The 14,531-nt window shown below is 27.6% G+C and carries 15 protein-coding genes and 1 pseudogene; 2 read left to right on the forward strand and 14 right to left on the reverse strand.

Annotated features, from left to right (window positions below):
* Positions 1–14: 14 nt before the first annotated feature.
* The gene (locus tag RDY08_RS11305) at positions 15–221 is read left to right on the forward strand and encodes a hypothetical protein (protein ID WP_307905523.1); all 207 of its coding nucleotides are present in this window, start codon (positions 15–17) and stop codon (positions 219–221) included.
* A 308-nt stretch (positions 222–529) separates the two neighbouring features.
* Here RDY08_RS11305 and RDY08_RS11310 read toward each other — a convergent pair whose 3' ends face one another.
* From RDY08_RS11310 to RDY08_RS11335, 6 genes and pseudogenes are all read right to left on the reverse strand, one after another.
* Positions 530–1,402: an Rpn family recombination-promoting nuclease/putative transposase gene (locus RDY08_RS11310; protein WP_307905524.1), complete on the reverse strand. Its 873-nt coding sequence runs from the start codon at positions 1,400–1,402 to the stop codon at positions 530–532.
* Between the two features lie 196 nt (positions 1,403–1,598).
* Positions 1,599–2,483, reverse strand: coding sequence for an Rpn family recombination-promoting nuclease/putative transposase (locus tag RDY08_RS11315; RefSeq protein ID WP_307905525.1), 885 nt, complete (start codon positions 2,481–2,483; stop codon positions 1,599–1,601).
* 446 nt (positions 2,484–2,929) lie between these two features.
* Entirely contained in the window at positions 2,930–3,322 is a 393-nt protein-coding gene (locus RDY08_RS11320) for a hypothetical protein (protein ID WP_307905526.1), read from the reverse strand.
* A complete protein-coding gene (locus RDY08_RS11325; protein ID WP_307905527.1) occupies positions 3,319–3,906 on the reverse strand; it encodes a hypothetical protein in 588 nt (195 codons plus the stop codon). The genes RDY08_RS11320 and RDY08_RS11325 overlap by 4 nt, the downstream gene beginning before the upstream one ends.
* Before the next feature lie 201 nt (positions 3,907–4,107).
* On the reverse strand, positions 4,108–4,821 hold the full coding sequence (locus RDY08_RS11330; protein WP_307905528.1) for a hypothetical protein: 714 nt from the start codon (positions 4,819–4,821) through the stop codon (positions 4,108–4,110).
* Between the two features lie 11 nt (positions 4,822–4,832).
* Positions 4,833–5,348, reverse strand: a pseudogene (locus RDY08_RS11335) (tyrosine-type recombinase/integrase); the annotation flags it as partial.
* Positions 5,349–5,459: 111 nt separating this feature from the next.
* On the opposite strand from RDY08_RS11335, the gene RDY08_RS11340 reads away from it, so the two are divergent.
* On the forward strand, positions 5,460–6,803 hold the full coding sequence (locus RDY08_RS11340; RefSeq protein WP_307903683.1) for an IS3 family transposase: 1,344 nt from the start codon (positions 5,460–5,462) through the stop codon (positions 6,801–6,803).
* Here RDY08_RS11340 and RDY08_RS11345 read toward each other — a convergent pair.
* From RDY08_RS11345 to RDY08_RS11380, 8 genes are all read right to left on the reverse strand, one after another.
* Entirely contained in the window at positions 6,760–7,185 is a 426-nt protein-coding gene (locus RDY08_RS11345) for a site-specific integrase (protein WP_307905529.1), read from the reverse strand. The genes RDY08_RS11340 and RDY08_RS11345 overlap by 44 nt on opposite strands.
* A gap of 149 nt (positions 7,186–7,334) precedes the next feature.
* Positions 7,335–8,621, reverse strand: a complete 1,287-nt coding sequence (locus RDY08_RS11350; protein ID WP_307905530.1) for a replication initiation protein — start codon at positions 8,619–8,621, stop codon at positions 7,335–7,337.
* A gap of 448 nt (positions 8,622–9,069) precedes the next feature.
* Entirely contained in the window at positions 9,070–9,204 is a 135-nt protein-coding gene (locus tag RDY08_RS11355; protein WP_307905531.1) for a hypothetical protein, read from the reverse strand.
* Positions 9,205–9,908: 704 nt separating this feature from the next.
* Positions 9,909–10,256 (reverse strand): hypothetical protein, encoded by a 348-nt coding sequence (locus RDY08_RS11360; protein ID WP_307905532.1) that lies wholly within the window; start codon positions 10,254–10,256, stop codon positions 9,909–9,911.
* 23 nt (positions 10,257–10,279) lie between these two features.
* Positions 10,280–10,867 (reverse strand): hypothetical protein, encoded by a 588-nt coding sequence (locus RDY08_RS11365; protein WP_307905533.1) that lies wholly within the window; start codon positions 10,865–10,867, stop codon positions 10,280–10,282.
* Between the two features lie 201 nt (positions 10,868–11,068).
* Positions 11,069–11,782 carry a hypothetical protein gene (locus tag RDY08_RS11370; RefSeq protein WP_307905534.1) on the reverse strand — a complete coding sequence of 238 codons (714 nt, stop codon included), beginning with the start codon at positions 11,780–11,782 and terminating at the stop codon, positions 11,069–11,071.
* An 11-nt stretch (positions 11,783–11,793) separates the two neighbouring features.
* Positions 11,794–12,657 (reverse strand): tyrosine-type recombinase/integrase, encoded by an 864-nt coding sequence (locus tag RDY08_RS11375; protein ID WP_307905535.1) that lies wholly within the window; start codon positions 12,655–12,657, stop codon positions 11,794–11,796.
* Positions 12,658–12,806: 149 nt separating this feature from the next.
* Positions 12,807–14,093, reverse strand: a complete 1,287-nt coding sequence (locus tag RDY08_RS11380; protein ID WP_307905536.1) for a replication initiation protein — start codon at positions 14,091–14,093, stop codon at positions 12,807–12,809.
* Between the last annotated feature and the right edge of the window lie 438 nt (positions 14,094–14,531).

The raw sequence follows: 14,531 nt of genomic DNA on the forward strand, positions 1-14,531 counted from the left end.
AAGAAACTTACTTAATGATATACTATTTTTGTAAGGAAAAGGAGTTTAACATAAAAGTTTCAACAGATACATTTAAAAATTGTGAATCAGGGTATAAATTAATAGAAAATAATATTGAAAATATTTTAAGATTAGAAGTGAATGCTAAACAAATTGATAAGATATTAAATAATTTACAACAAATAGTAGAACAGAATTTACAGAAAATATTTCTGAATTAAATGAAGGAGTAAAAAGATGTAAAAGAAAATATAATTTTTCATTAGAAGTTAAGAAAAATGATTGAAAAACAGGATAAAGCTAATATCATTTCATTTACATTTTTAATAGTATCAAGTATAAGTAATCCTATTATTGTCTCTAGCTAAATCCACTCACCCTCATGGCTGTTCAACTCTAAAGAAGTAAAATCTCAAACTCCTACCTTGTTGGCAGTTTCTCTTAGATAAGAGAAACCTATTGTATGGGATATTGGAATAAAAACATTGAAAACAGATAGCATTGAACAGCCCTAACCCTATACTTCACCCTAATTTTCATTTTTTAATTTTAATATTACTTCTTCGCTTAAACCTGTTTTTTCAGATATTGTTTTCACATCTAATATATCCAATAAACTTTTAGCAATCTCTATTTTTCCTTTTTCTATTCCCTTTTTTTCTGCTTTTTTTATTGCAGCATCTTCATCTCTTAACCATTTTAATCTTGCTTCATAGCTTTCTCTTTCTTCATCATTTAGTGACATCTCGTCTAATAACTCTACTGCCTTCTTTATTGTCAATACTTCTTCTAATTCCTTTGGCAACTTATTTTTTGCATATTTCTCTGCTTTTTTCAAAAAGTTTACCCATCTATCCAACATTGTACTATATTTTTCATTATATTTTTCTAACTCTATAAAATGTATCTCCAAATGGTCTATAAACTCTTTTTTACTCTCTAAATTTATTATTTTATATATATTATGATAATTTTCTTCATCTAAACATCTAAAATTTAATATATTTATACTTATTGTCTTTTTTAAATTATCATAGTTTATTCCTGAATGTAACTGCCCTGAATATACTCTTGACCAATAATACAAAGCTCGTTTATCATAATATTCTTGGTCTATTACCTGCCCTTGTTGGTATTTCCGGTGTAACGTGGAAATATCCTTCGGGTAGCACATTTCTATATTATACCAATTTCCTCTTTGGTCTTTTGCTTTTATATCTAATACTGATAATTTATCATGTTTAAAATTCTTTTCATTATAAGGATTTTGTAATTCTAAACTTGTTACTCTATCCTCTTCTGATACTACTGAATTTATAAAATCTTGTAATAGATCTTTATTTTCTTCGCTTCCAAATAGTTTTTTAAATACAAAATCTACTCTTGGATTTATTCTACACATTTTTAACCCCTCCTCATTCAACTATTAATTAATTTAATTATATCATATTTTAAGAGTTATTTAAATTGTTTTTAAAGGAAAATTCATTTCCTTAACTTCTCTACTTACCATTAAATTAATTTTGCGTAATTGAGGATAGGGGAGAGTTTGAGAGGGTAAGGAACTAAGTTCCTTACCCTCTCAAGATATCCTTGCACTAATCTTCATTTTTTAATTTTAAAATTATTTCTTCACTTAAACCTGTTTTTTCAGATATTGTTTTTACATCTAATATATCCAGTAAACTTTTTGCAATCTCTATTTTCCCTTTTTCTATTCCTTTTTTTACTCCTTCTTTTATTCCTTCTTCTCTTCCTTCTTCTCTCCCTTCTTCTCTTCCCTTTTTTTCTGCTTTTTTTATTGCAGCATCTTCATCTCTTAACCATTTTAATCTTGCTTCATAGCTTTCTCTTTCTTCATCATTTAATGACATCTCATCTAATAACTCTACTGCCTTCTTTATTGTCAATACTTCTTCTAATTCCTTTGGCAACTTATTTTTTGCATATTTCTCTGCTTTTTTCAAAAAGTTTACCCATCTATCCAACATTGTACTATATTTTTCATTATATTTTTCTAACTCTATAAAATGTATCTCCAAATGGTCTATAAACTCTTTTTTACTCTCTAAATTTATTATTTTATATATATTATGATAATTTTCTTCATCTAAACATCTAAAATTTAATATATTTATGCTTATTGTCTTTTTTAAATTATCATAGTTTATTCCTGAATGTAACTGCCCTGAATATACTCTTGACCAATAATACAAAGCTCGTTTATCATAATATTCTTGGTCTATTACCTGCATCTCTATATTATACCAATTTCCTCTTTGGTCTTTTGCTTTTATATCTAATACTGATAATTTATCATGTTTAAAATTCTTTTCATTATAAGGATTTTGTAATTCTAAACTTGTTACTCTATCCTCTTCTGATACTACTGAATTTATAAAATCTTGTAATAGATCTTTGTTTTCTTCACTTCCAAATAGTTTTTTAAATACAAAATCTACTCTTGGATTTATTCTACACATTTTTAACCCCTCCTCATTCAACTATTAATTAATTTAATTATATCATATTTTAATAGTTATTTAAATTGTTTTTAAAGGAAAATTCATTTCCTTAACTTCTCCACTTACCATTAAATTAATTTTGCGTAATTGAGGATAGGGGAGAGTTTGAGAGGGTAAGGAACTAAGTTCCTTACCCTCTCAAGATATCCTTGCCCAAGTGCTATATATCCACGCTCCCTCCCCACATCAAACGTTTAGTGGGGAGGAAACAAAGGTGGGGCACTCCTCAAAAGCAGGAGCGAGCACATAATACCACATTATCGGATGCTCTAAGGAGAGCGCAGTCTCGACGACTGCGTCGGATAATGTTTATTATGTCGCGAGCGGATAGGGTGAAGCTTGGGAGATGATTTTTAATCACAACTAAACCTAATTATGATCTAAATATTTTAACATCTTCAAGCTCATAATTGTTTAAATATACTTTTCGTAAAAAAATAACCTACAACATATGCAATAAAAATTACAAAAATTAGATAAATCGTTACAAGCAAATACCATGCAATGGTCTCTAATCTAATTTCTTTTCCATAACTTATTAAAAACATAGCAATTACATCTGGAATGACAGTTATTAATATTATTTTAACTAATCCATTTCCAAATAATATATCATTTTTAAATAGCACTTTCATTATCGGATAACTAAAACCAACAAAACCATAAATCAACTCCATAACATGCGTTGTACTGTCAAACGGCTTGAAATAAGTATATATTAAAATTGTAATTATTATACTTATATACGTTAAATCTATTTTTGTTATCATAAAATTACATCTCCTTAATATTTTCATTTACCAAGTTTAGCATAATATTCGTTATATGAATTTTCATCTTGTCGTCCATTAGAATCATATTTATAATCAAAAGTATCTCGCCAATCCGTTCCTGAATTCGATTTTCTAAAATTATCATATTGTTTATTTGGAATTGTTCCTCCTAAAAGCTTAGGATAAGATACTTCCAAGCCTCCAGCTCCAGCTACTTCTCCTGCTAAATCTGCACAATTTTCAGCCAAATTGCCTCCAAACCAAGGGTCAGAAATAAGATCATATGGTTTATTATAATTTTTATCTCCATATGTTTTCATCACGTCATCTTGTTTTTGTGAAGTTTTCACTCTATATCCACGATCATATCGCTGTCCTATTTCACTTGATTTAAAATCACTTAATTTTTTATATTCAATTCTATCATTTTTTTCACCAGTAATTTTACTTGGACCAAAACCATTTTTACAATAATAAACCCATCCTGTTTTATCATTTCCAACTAATACAGCGTTATGCCCTTGAGGTCCACCCAAAAGTTTTATATTTACCGATTGACTATCATTTAGCAATACAACATCATGCCCCGACGGATCGACATACCTCACCGGATTCCCTAAACAATAACGATACTAAATTTCTATTTTTCTCTAGCCCTTTATTTCCAACATCATTTTAACATATATATTTGTATTTGTAAACTTACAAAAACATTACTATTCTATTACTAATAGCATTGTAATGTTTTTGTAATATTACTTTTCATACACTAAATGGATTTCATATACAAAAAAGCTAATAACACGAGCTTATTGCCCGATATTATTAGCTTTTTCTGTCTTTTCTCCTAATAAATACTTTATTTCTCTTTCAAACCCATATTTTTGAAAAAATTCTATTAATGCTACCTCAAATATATTCTTTTGAGTTATATTAAATGCTCTACTATATTCTCTTGCCATTTCATTTAAACTACTTATTATTTGTATTGATTTTATTGTATTTATTCCTGGTATCCTATATTTTTTTATCACTTTACCCGAATTTAAATTCAATGCTTCTTCCAAGTTCCCATAATTTTTTGACAGTAGCTCTAGTAATTCTATATATTTATCTAAATTTTTCAATTCCTCTAAATTCCTATTTAAATATTCTTCTTTTTTTACAAAATTACTTTCCTTCGATGACCATAAATAACCTTTCATTTTCATAAAATTTGACATATCTTTATAATTATCAAAATCAAGTTTTTTTGCAACCTCTTTTGGATCTGCATTTTCATCTTGAAAATACATTAAAACCCGTTTTGCTCTAAAACTATCATCTACCTTTATCTTTGAGACTTCTCTTTTTTTCCCTTTTACATATCTTTTCCCTTCTTTTTCCCAATAATAACCTTTACTTCTTACAAAATTTTTAAACGAATTATAATTCTTATATCCCATTTTTTCTGATAATTCTTCACGTCCTACCCCTTTTTTTAACTGTTCAAATATATATCTTAATTTTTCTTCAGAGTTCAATCTCACACCTCCTAAAGTTCATTTACTGCTTTTCTCATATCTTCATTACTTGCGTTTAAATAAATCATTGTTGTATTTATGTTTGAATGCCCTAATAATTTCTGAATTATTTTTATATTTACATTTTTACTAACTAGCGAACTAGCAAATGAATGTCTGAAAGTATGACTTGTTATTTTTCTACCAAAAAATCCAGCTTTTTTTACTGCTTTTCTTAATGTTATCACTACATAATAATTTGATAGTTTCCCTGTATATTTTGTACTAAAAAACCTTGTTGTTTCAACTTCTGGTATGTTATTTTCTTTATATTCCAATAGTATTTTTTTTAACTTTTTTGACATTGGAATATATCTACTTCCTCCACCTTTTCCATTTCTAATATATATTAATTCTTTCTTAAAATTTATATCTCGTTTTTCTAAAAATAAGCATTCATTTAATCTTAATCCAGTATAATACAACGTTTTGAAATATGTTTTCAACAAAGGTTTTTCAATACATCCAATCAATTTTTCAACTTCTTCCTGTGTTAAATATACTGTACCCTATAAGATGGACATTTAAAAAAAAGTTGCATCAGATATGGTATTTTTATATAATATCTATAATGTTAATTTAATAGATTGGAGGATTTCATGAGCAACAAAATATTCACAAAAAAAGAGATTGAAATTTTATCAAAAAATAAATATGTCAAAACTATAAGTTCTAAGGCAATCACATATACATCAGAATTCAGAAGAATTTTTATTGCAGAAAGTCAAGATAAAATTTTACCTAGAGCAATATTTGAAAAATATGGATTTGACGTACAAGTATTAGGGATGAAAAGGATTCGATCAGCAGCAGCAAGATGGAGACGTGCCTATAAAGAGCAAGGAGTATTAGGGTTAGATGATAGAAGAAAAGAGAACTCTGGACGACCTTTAGAAAGAGAGCTATCTTTAGAAGAGAAATATGAAAGGCTTCAAGTAAAAAATGATTATCTTCAAGCGGAGATTGATTTGCTAAAAAAGCTAGACGTGCGAGAAAGAGAGGTGAACGGTAAATTAATTGAATTATCGCCATCAGAAAAGTTTGTTATAATCAAAGATGTAATAGAAACAAGTGGTGTAAAAAATATTATAAAATATTTATGTGAAGTTGCAGAAATTTCTAGAACAAGTTATTATAACTATTTGTCTGAAACTTCCAAAACAAATAAAAGCAATCAAGAATTAGAAGATGAAAAAGCAAGAGATTTAATCATAAAAGCATATGAATTCAAAGGTAGGCAAAAGGGAGCTAGACAGATAAAAATGACTTTAGAAAATGAATTTGCTACAATTTTTAATCTGAAAAAAATCAGAAGAATTATGAAAAAATATAGTATTGTATGTACGATTAGAAAGGCAAATCCTTATAAGAGAATAGCAAAGGCTACAAAAGAGCATACAACTATTCCAAATAAATTGAATAGGGAATTTAAACAAGAAATACCAGGGAAAATATTATTAACAGATATAACATACCTATCATATGGTAATGGTCAACGTGCGTATTTATCAACTATTAAGGATAGTTCAACAGGAGAAATACCTGCATATGTATTATCTAAAAATATTAAGTTAGAAATTGCAACAGAAACAATAAGAACTCTTATGGAAAACAAAAGCTTTAAAATTCATAAGGATGCATTAATACATTCTGATCAAGGAGTCCATTATACAAGCCCAACATTTCAAAAATTAGTTAAAAATAGTGGCTTAGATCAGTCAATGTCAAGAAGAGGTAATTGCTGGGACAATGCTCCTCAAGAATCATTTTTTGGCCACTTTAAAGATGAAGCAAATATTAAAGAATGTAATACATTTGAAGAATTAATTAATGAGATTGATGATTATATGGATTATTATAATAATTATAGATGTCAGTGGGGATTAAAAAAGATGACTCCTATAAAATATAGAAATCATCTTTTAGAAAATAAATCAGCTTAACTACTTTTTTTTTAAATGTACTTGACAAAGGGTACAGATTAAAATATTCTCTCTGTTTATTTATTCTTTTTATTTTCGGAACTGCTTTTGATAGATCTTCTTTTATCAATTCATTAGAATAAAGGTATTTAAAAAAACTATTTAATCTAATTTGATAAGTTGATAATGTTGAACTTTCTAATTTTTTCTCTACTGATTTTTTAAAAAAACTTTCCACATCAGATTTTTTTATATCTTCTACATAAATTTTTGAATTTTTTTCCTCTTCAAGGTAATTTTTAAAATATCTCAATATTACATAATGCCCTTTAATTGTTGCTTTGCTTCTCATTCCTGCTGTAAGTACATATTTCCATTTCTCTATTGCTTCCACAAATAACATAATTCCCTCTCTTCCAATAAAGACAAAAAACACAAAAAAAGCCAATAATCTGCCAAAATTTTTCATTTTGGCAGTAGCTTTTTACATCATTTTATGGTATAATTTTTTGACTATTTAGGTGGTGAGCCTACTGTTTTATAGTCTTGGTCTTAATCAGTTGCTTCTGATTTAAGACCTTTTTTATTATATCCATTTTGATGGATTGAGCTTAATATCTCTATTATTTTTTCTTCTTTCATACTTGCAAATATTGTTGGTCTATTCTTTAAAAATTTTATTCCTTTAAGTTGTTCCAACTCTTCCAATGCTGTTTTTTCTATGTCAAGCCTCTCTTTTTCAGGCATATTATTGTAAAATTTTAAAGTTTCTTCTCTTAATTTTGCTTTTAATTCTGCTGCTGCTTTTTGTTTGTCTAATTCCAATTTCTCTTTTTCTAATCTTTCTTTTTCCGCTGCTGCTTTTACTCTCATTGGTTCTGCATAATCTTCTTTTATTGCTTTTCTTAAATAATTGTAATATTCTTTATATTTATGACTATTTGTATAATTTAAATTTGATTCTACATGCTCTAATCCATATTCTTTTATTAATTTTTTCAATTCTTTTTCTTGTTTTAATGTTAATTTTTCTTTAGCTGGTATTTTCTTTATTAATTCTTCAAATTCCAATGTCTTTTGAATTTTAATTTTCCCTTTTGGCTCTTCTTCAAATATTTCTACTTCATTTCCTGGGAATATTCCATTTCCCTCGCTTACTGAAAATCCTTCTTTTGCTTCACCCCAGAATTTTATATGCCCCATTTTTTTACCATTTCTTATTAATTCATATTTCGTTATATTTATATCTGTTGTTTCATTTATCTCTTTTATTGCTGGTTCTATTACTTTTCTTCTTAAATCGTGTATTTTATTATATGCTCCTGTTATACCTAGCATAAATTTAAATGTTTCCAATTCCATCTTGGGTATTTGTACTTTTATATAGTCTTTGCAAAATTCATAAATTGGCAATGAATGTTTTCTACTCATTCCTTTTTGAAAGTCTAAATTTAATGGACTAAACATTTTTGGATGGTACAAATTTTTTCTCACTGTATCTGGAAAGATAAATTCTATATTAAAATCTTTATCTGTTTCTACTTCTGCTAATACTGCTACTGCTCTTCTACTCATAAATTTTTCATTTTCCAATATATTTATTGTTATTCCTATTTCCACTAATGATTCTAAATTCTTTAAAAGTTCATTATTGTTTATTCTTTTGTCTGTCATTAGACTTTTTACTTCTTTGTATGTCGATTTGAATATTTTCCTGTCAAAATCTTCATCCATTTGTTGTTTTGCTATATACAGCAACGCATTAAATGCTTTTTTCTGATTTAGACCCATCTTTGATGAACTTTGAATTAAAATCCTGCTTTTTTTCAAAATAGCCATTTTTTCACCTCTTTTCTTAACGACCTTTTTTAAATTAGTCGTTTTATCGTATTTATACATTGTGTAATAAAATTATACACCGTTTTTTTCGAAATTGCAAGTACTTTTTTGGGCGACTATACATCTACATCCCCTTTTCCAAATTTCTTGCAGAAAGAGTCGTCTTTTACCTGCAGAAACTGTCGTTAGTTGTGCAGAAGAAGTCGCTTTTTGCTGCAGAAAAGGTCGTCTTTTAACGCAGAATCTGTCGTCTTTTGTGCAGAAACTGTCGTTAGTTAGGAGCTACAACCCTTTATTGGCAGTACTTCCAGCTACCTTAAACTTTATTAAACATATATTAAACAAAACCTACAACAGGTGAAATTTAAATTTTTTTTAATATTTTTTTATTTTTGGTTGTATTTTTTTGAAAAATTTATATAATGAAAAGAAAAACCAGAAGAGGAAATTAATCCTCCTCTGGCTCATAATCTGGACAATCTTCTGGTGAACAGAAATATTTACAATTATCTTGAATAAGTATGCAACCTAATGCTCCATCATCGCATATATCAAAATACTTACAGCTTTTAATCTCTTTCATCTTTTCCACCTCCTTTTTTCTTTACAAGCCTCACGAGTAAAGGAAGGAAGTCAAAAGCAGAGTTTGAAATTTTTTTAAGCATTAAAAAAATTTCAAAAAGCTTTTTACTTCCTAACGGCTCGTGATACAATCGAAAGAAAAGGAGTGGAAAACACAAAAAAAAAGAAAAATCCCAGCTTTTTATCCTGCTGGGATTTTTTTCATTATTCAATTTGCTTTTAATTTCTTTTAAAATGTACTTTAAATCAATTCTAAGGCTTCTTTTATGTTTTTTAGTATGTTAGGGGCTGCCTTTACTTTTAAAACCTCATATACGGAAAATTCATTTCCTTAACTTCTCCACTTACCATTAAATTAATTTTGCGTAATTGAGGATAGGGGAGAGTTTGAGAGGGTAAGGAACTAAGTTCCTTTTCTCCCTCTCAAGATATCCTTGCCCAAGTGCTATATATCCACGCTCCCTCCCCACATCAATCGTTTAGTGGGGAGGAATCAAAGGTGGGGCACTCCTCAAAAGCAGGAGTGAGCACATAATACCACATTATCGGATGCTCTAAGGAGAGCGCAGTCTCGACGACTGCGTCGGATAATGTTTATTATGTCGCGAGCGGATAGGTCGGGCTTGGGAGTTTTGTTTATTTTTATCAGCAATATACAAAATTAATAATTCTATATATATTGTCATAATTTTATCTTCATAAAATTCATTTTAAAAATAATTTAATTATAAAATATCCCAAAGTGTATGAAATTGCAAGTATCCCACTTATAAAAATTAACAAGAAAAAAGATATAGCAGCCGTTTCTGCATCTGGAATTTTACTTATTAACATACTAATTAAAATTGGAGAAATAACAATTATAATTAATTTTATCAAGCCCATCTCAAAACTAATAATATTTTTCATCAAAATTCTAATCACAGAATAGCTAAAACCAATTATTGCAAAATATATTGCCAATAGTAATGTAGAAGCTAATGGTTTAATATCAGTATACACTATAAAAGAAATTATTATGCCTATATACATTAAATCTATTTTTGTTATCATAAAATTACATCTCCTTAATATTTTTATTTACCAAGTTTAGCATAATATTCGTTATATGAATTTTCATCTTGTCGTCCATTAGAATCATATTTATAATCAAAAGTATCTCGCCAATCTGTTCCTGGATTCGATTTTCTAAAATTATCATATTGTTTATTTGGAATTGTTCCTCCTAAAAGCTTAGGATAAGATACTTCCAAGCCTCCAGCTCCAGCTACTTCTCCTGCTAAATCTGCACAATTTTCAGCCAAATTGCCTCCAAACCAAGGGTCAGAAATAAGATCATATGGTTTATTATAATTTTTATCTCCATATGTTTTCATCACGTCATCTTGTTTTTGTGAAGTTTTCACTCTATATCCACGATCATATCGCTGTCCTATTTCACTTGATTTAAAATCACTTAATTTTTTATATTCAATTCTATCATTTTTTTCACCAGTAATTTTACTTGGACCAAAACCATTTTTACAATAATAAACCCATCCTGTTTTATCATTTCCAACTAATACAGCGTTATGCCCTTGAGGTCCACCCAAAAGTTTTATATTTACCGATTGACTATCATTTAGCAATACAACATCATGCCCCGACGGATCGACATACCTCAACGGATTCCCTAAACAATAACGATACTAAATTTCTATTTTTCTCTAGCCCTTTATTTCCAACATCATTTTAACATATATCTTTGTATTTGTAAACTTACAAAAACATTACTATTCTATTACTAATAGCATTGTAATGTTTTTGTAATATTACTTTTCATACATTAACTGAATTTCATATATAAAAAAGCTAATAATACGAGCTTATACCCCGATATTATTAGCTTTTTCTGTCTTTTCTCCTAATAAATACTTTATTTCTCTTTCAAACCCATATTTTTGAAAAAATTCTATTAATGCTACCTCAAATATATTCTTTTGAGTTATATTAAACGCTCTACTATATTCTCTTGCCATTTCATTTAAACTACTTATTATTTGTATTGATTTTATTGTATTTATTCCTGGTATCCTATATTTTTTTATCACTTTACCCGAATTTAAATTCAATGCTTCTTCCAAGTTCCCATAATTTTTTGACAGTAGCTCTAGTAATTCTATATATTTATCTAAATTTTTCAATTCCTCTAAATTCCTATTTAAATATTCTTCTTTTTTTACAAAATTACTTTCCTTCGATGACCATAAATAACCTTTCATTTTCATAAAATTTGACATATCTTTATAATTATCAAAATCAAGTTTTTTTGCAACCTCTTTTGGATCTGCGTTTTCATCTTGAAAATACATTAAAACCCGTTTTGCTCTAAAACTATCATCTACTTTTATCTTTGGGGCTTCTCTTTTTTTCCCTTTTACATATCTTTTCCCTTCTTTTTCCCAATAATAACCTTTACTTCTTACAAAATTTTTAAATGAATTATAATTTTTATATCCCATTTTTTCTGATAATTCTTCACGTTCTATCCCTTTTTTTAACTGTTCAAATATATATCTTAATTTTTCTTCAGAGTTCAATCTCACACCTCCTAAAGTTCATTTACTGCTTTTCTCATATCTTCATTACTTGCGTTTAAATAAATCATTGTTGTATTTATGTTTGAATGCCCTAATAGTTTCTGAATTATTTTTATATTTACATTTTTACTAACTAGCGAACTAGCAAATGAATGTCTGAAAGTATGACTTGTTATTTTTCTACCAAAAAATCCAGCTTTTTTTACTGCTTTTCTTAATGTTATCGCTACATAATAATTTGATAGTTTCCCTGTATATTTTGTACTAAAAAACCTTGTTGTTTCAACTTCTGGTATGTTATTTTCTTTATATTCCAATAGTATTTTTTTTAACTTTTTTGACATTGGAATATATCTACTTCCTCCACCTTTTCCATTTCTAATATATATTAATTCTTTCTTAAAATTTATATCTCGTTTTTCTAAAAATAAGCATTCATTTAATCTTAATCCAGTATAATACAACGTTTTGAAATATGTTTTCAACAAAGGTTTTTCAATACATCCAATCAATTTTTCAACTTCTTCCTGTGTTAAATATTCTCTCTGTTTATTTATTCTTTTTATTTTCGGAACTGCTTTTGATAGATCTTCTTTTATCAATTCATTAGAATAAAGGTATTTAAAAAAACTATTTAATCTAATTTGATAAGTTGATAATGTTGAACTTTCTAATTTTTTCTCTACTAATTTTTTAAAAAAACTTTCCATATCAGATTTTTTTATATCTTCTACATAAATTTTTGAATTTTTTTCCTCTTCAAGGTAATTTTTAAAATATCTCAATATTACACAATTCCCTTTAATTGTTGCTTTGCTTCTCATTCCTGCTGTAAGTACATATTTCCATTTCTCTATTGCTTCCACAAATAACATAATTCCCTCTCTTCCAATAAAGACAAAAAACACAAAAAAAGCCAATAATCTGCCAAAATTTTTCATTTTGGCAGTAGCTTTTTACATCATTTTATGGTATAATTTTTTGACTATTTAGGTGGTGAGCCTACTGTTTTATAGTCTTGGTCTTAATCAGTTGCTTCTGATTTAAGACCTTTTTTATTATATCCATTTTGATGGATTGAGCTTAATATCTCTATTATTTTTTCTTCTTTCATACTTGCAAATATTGTTGGTCTATTCTTTAAAAATTTTATTCCTTTAAGTTGTTCCAACTCTTCCAATGCTGTTTTTTCTATGTCAAGCCTCTCTTTTTCAGGCATATTATTGTAAAATTTTAAAGTTTCTTCTCTTAATTTTGCTTTTAATTCTGCTGCTGCTTTTTGTTTGTCTAATTCCAATTTCTCTTTTTCTAATCTTTCTTTTTCCGCTGCTGCTTTTACTCTCATTGGTTCTGCATAATCTTCTTTTATTGCTTTTCTTAAATAATTGTAATATTCTTTATATTTATGACTATTTGTATAATTTAAATTTGATTCTACATGCTCTAATCCATATTCTTTTATTAATTTTTTCAATTCTTTTTCTTGTTTTAATGTTAATTTTTCTTTAGCTGGCATTTTCTTTATTAATTCTTCAAATTCCAATGTCTTTTGAATTTTAATTTTCCCTTTTGGCTCTTCTTCAAATATTTCTACTTCATTTCCTGGGAATATTCCATTTCCCTCACTTACTGAAAATCCTTCTTTTGCTTCACCCCAGAATTTTATATGCCCCATTTTTTTACCATTTCTTATTAATTCATATTTCGTTATATTTATATCTGTTGTTTCATTTATCTCTTTTATTGCTGGTTCTATCACTTTTCTTCTTAAATCGTGTATTTTATTATATGCTCCTGTTATTCCCAACATAAATTTAAACGTTTCCAATTCCATCTTGGGTATTTGTACTTTTATATAGTCTTTGCAAAATTCATAAATTGGCAATGAATGTTTTCTACTCATTCCTTTTTGGAAATCTAAATTTAATGGACTAAACATTTTTGGATGGTACAAATTTTTTCTCACTGTATCTGGAAAGATAAATTCTATATTAAAATCTTTATCTGTTTCTACTTCTGCTAATACTGCAACTGCTCTTCTACTCATAAATTTTTCATTTTCCAATATATTTATTGTTATTCCTATTTCTACTAATGATTCCAAATTCTTTAGTAGTTCATTATTGTTTATTCTTTTGTCTGTCATTAGACTTTTTACTTCTTTGTATGTCGATTTGAATATTTTCCTGTCAAAATCTTCATCCATTTGTTGTTTTGCTATATACAGCAACGCATTAAATGCTTTTTTCTGATTTAGACCCATCTTTGATGAACTTTGAATTAAAATCCTGCTTTTTTTCAAAATAGCCATTTTTTCACCTCTTTTCTTAACGACCTTTTTTAAATTAGTCGTTTTATCATATTTATACATTGTGTAATAAAATTATACACCGTTTTTTTCGAAATTGCAAGTACTTTTTTTGGCGACTATACATCTACATTCACTTTACCAAATTTCTTGCAGAAAGAGTCGTCTTTTTCCTGCAGAAAGTGTCGTTAGTTGTGCAGAAGAAGTCGCTTTTTGCTGCAGAAAAGGTCGTCTTTTAACGCAGAATCTGTCGTCTTTTGTGCAGAAAGTGTCGTTAGTTAGGAGATATATCCCTTTATTTACAAGGCTTTCAGCTACCTTAAACTTTATTAAACATATATTAAACAAAACCTACAACAGGTGAAATTTAAATTTTTTTATTTTTTTTAATATTTTTTTATTTTTGTTGTTTTTTTTGAAAAATTTATAAATGAAAGGAAA

It is taken from the genome of Haliovirga abyssi, assembly GCF_030295325.1.
Taxonomy (GTDB): Bacteria; Fusobacteriota; Fusobacteriia; order Fusobacteriales; family Haliovirgaceae; genus Haliovirga; species Haliovirga abyssi.

Coding starts and splice junctions, on each gene's coding strand:
- RDY08_RS11305 (WP_307905523.1), top strand. CDS start 15: ATGATATACTATTTTTGTAAGGAAAAGGAGTTTAACATAAAAGTTTCA.
- RDY08_RS11360 (WP_307905532.1), bottom strand. CDS start 10,256: ATGATAACAAAAATAGATTTAATGTATATAGGCATAATAATTTCTTTT.
- RDY08_RS11320 (WP_307905526.1), bottom strand. CDS start 3,322: ATGAAAATATTAAGGAGATGTAATTTTATGATAACAAAAATAGATTTA.
- RDY08_RS11355 (WP_307905531.1), bottom strand. CDS start 9,204: ATGAAAGAGATTAAAAGCTGTAAGTATTTTGATATATGCGATGATGGA.
- RDY08_RS11310 (WP_307905524.1), bottom strand. CDS start 1,402: ATGTGTAGAATAAATCCAAGAGTAGATTTTGTATTTAAAAAACTATTT.
- RDY08_RS11375 (WP_307905535.1), bottom strand. CDS start 12,657: ATGTTATTTGTGGAAGCAATAGAGAAATGGAAATATGTACTTACAGCA.
- RDY08_RS11380 (WP_307905536.1), bottom strand. CDS start 14,093: ATGGCTATTTTGAAAAAAAGCAGGATTTTAATTCAAAGTTCATCAAAG.
- RDY08_RS11350 (WP_307905530.1), bottom strand. CDS start 8,621: ATGGCTATTTTGAAAAAAAGCAGGATTTTAATTCAAAGTTCATCAAAG.
- RDY08_RS11315 (WP_307905525.1), bottom strand. CDS start 2,483: ATGTGTAGAATAAATCCAAGAGTAGATTTTGTATTTAAAAAACTATTT.
- RDY08_RS11345 (WP_307905529.1), bottom strand. CDS start 7,185: ATGTTATTTGTGGAAGCAATAGAGAAATGGAAATATGTACTTACAGCA.
- RDY08_RS11340 (WP_307903683.1), top strand. CDS start 5,460: ATGAGCAACAAAATATTCACAAAAAAAGAGATTGAAATTTTATCAAAA.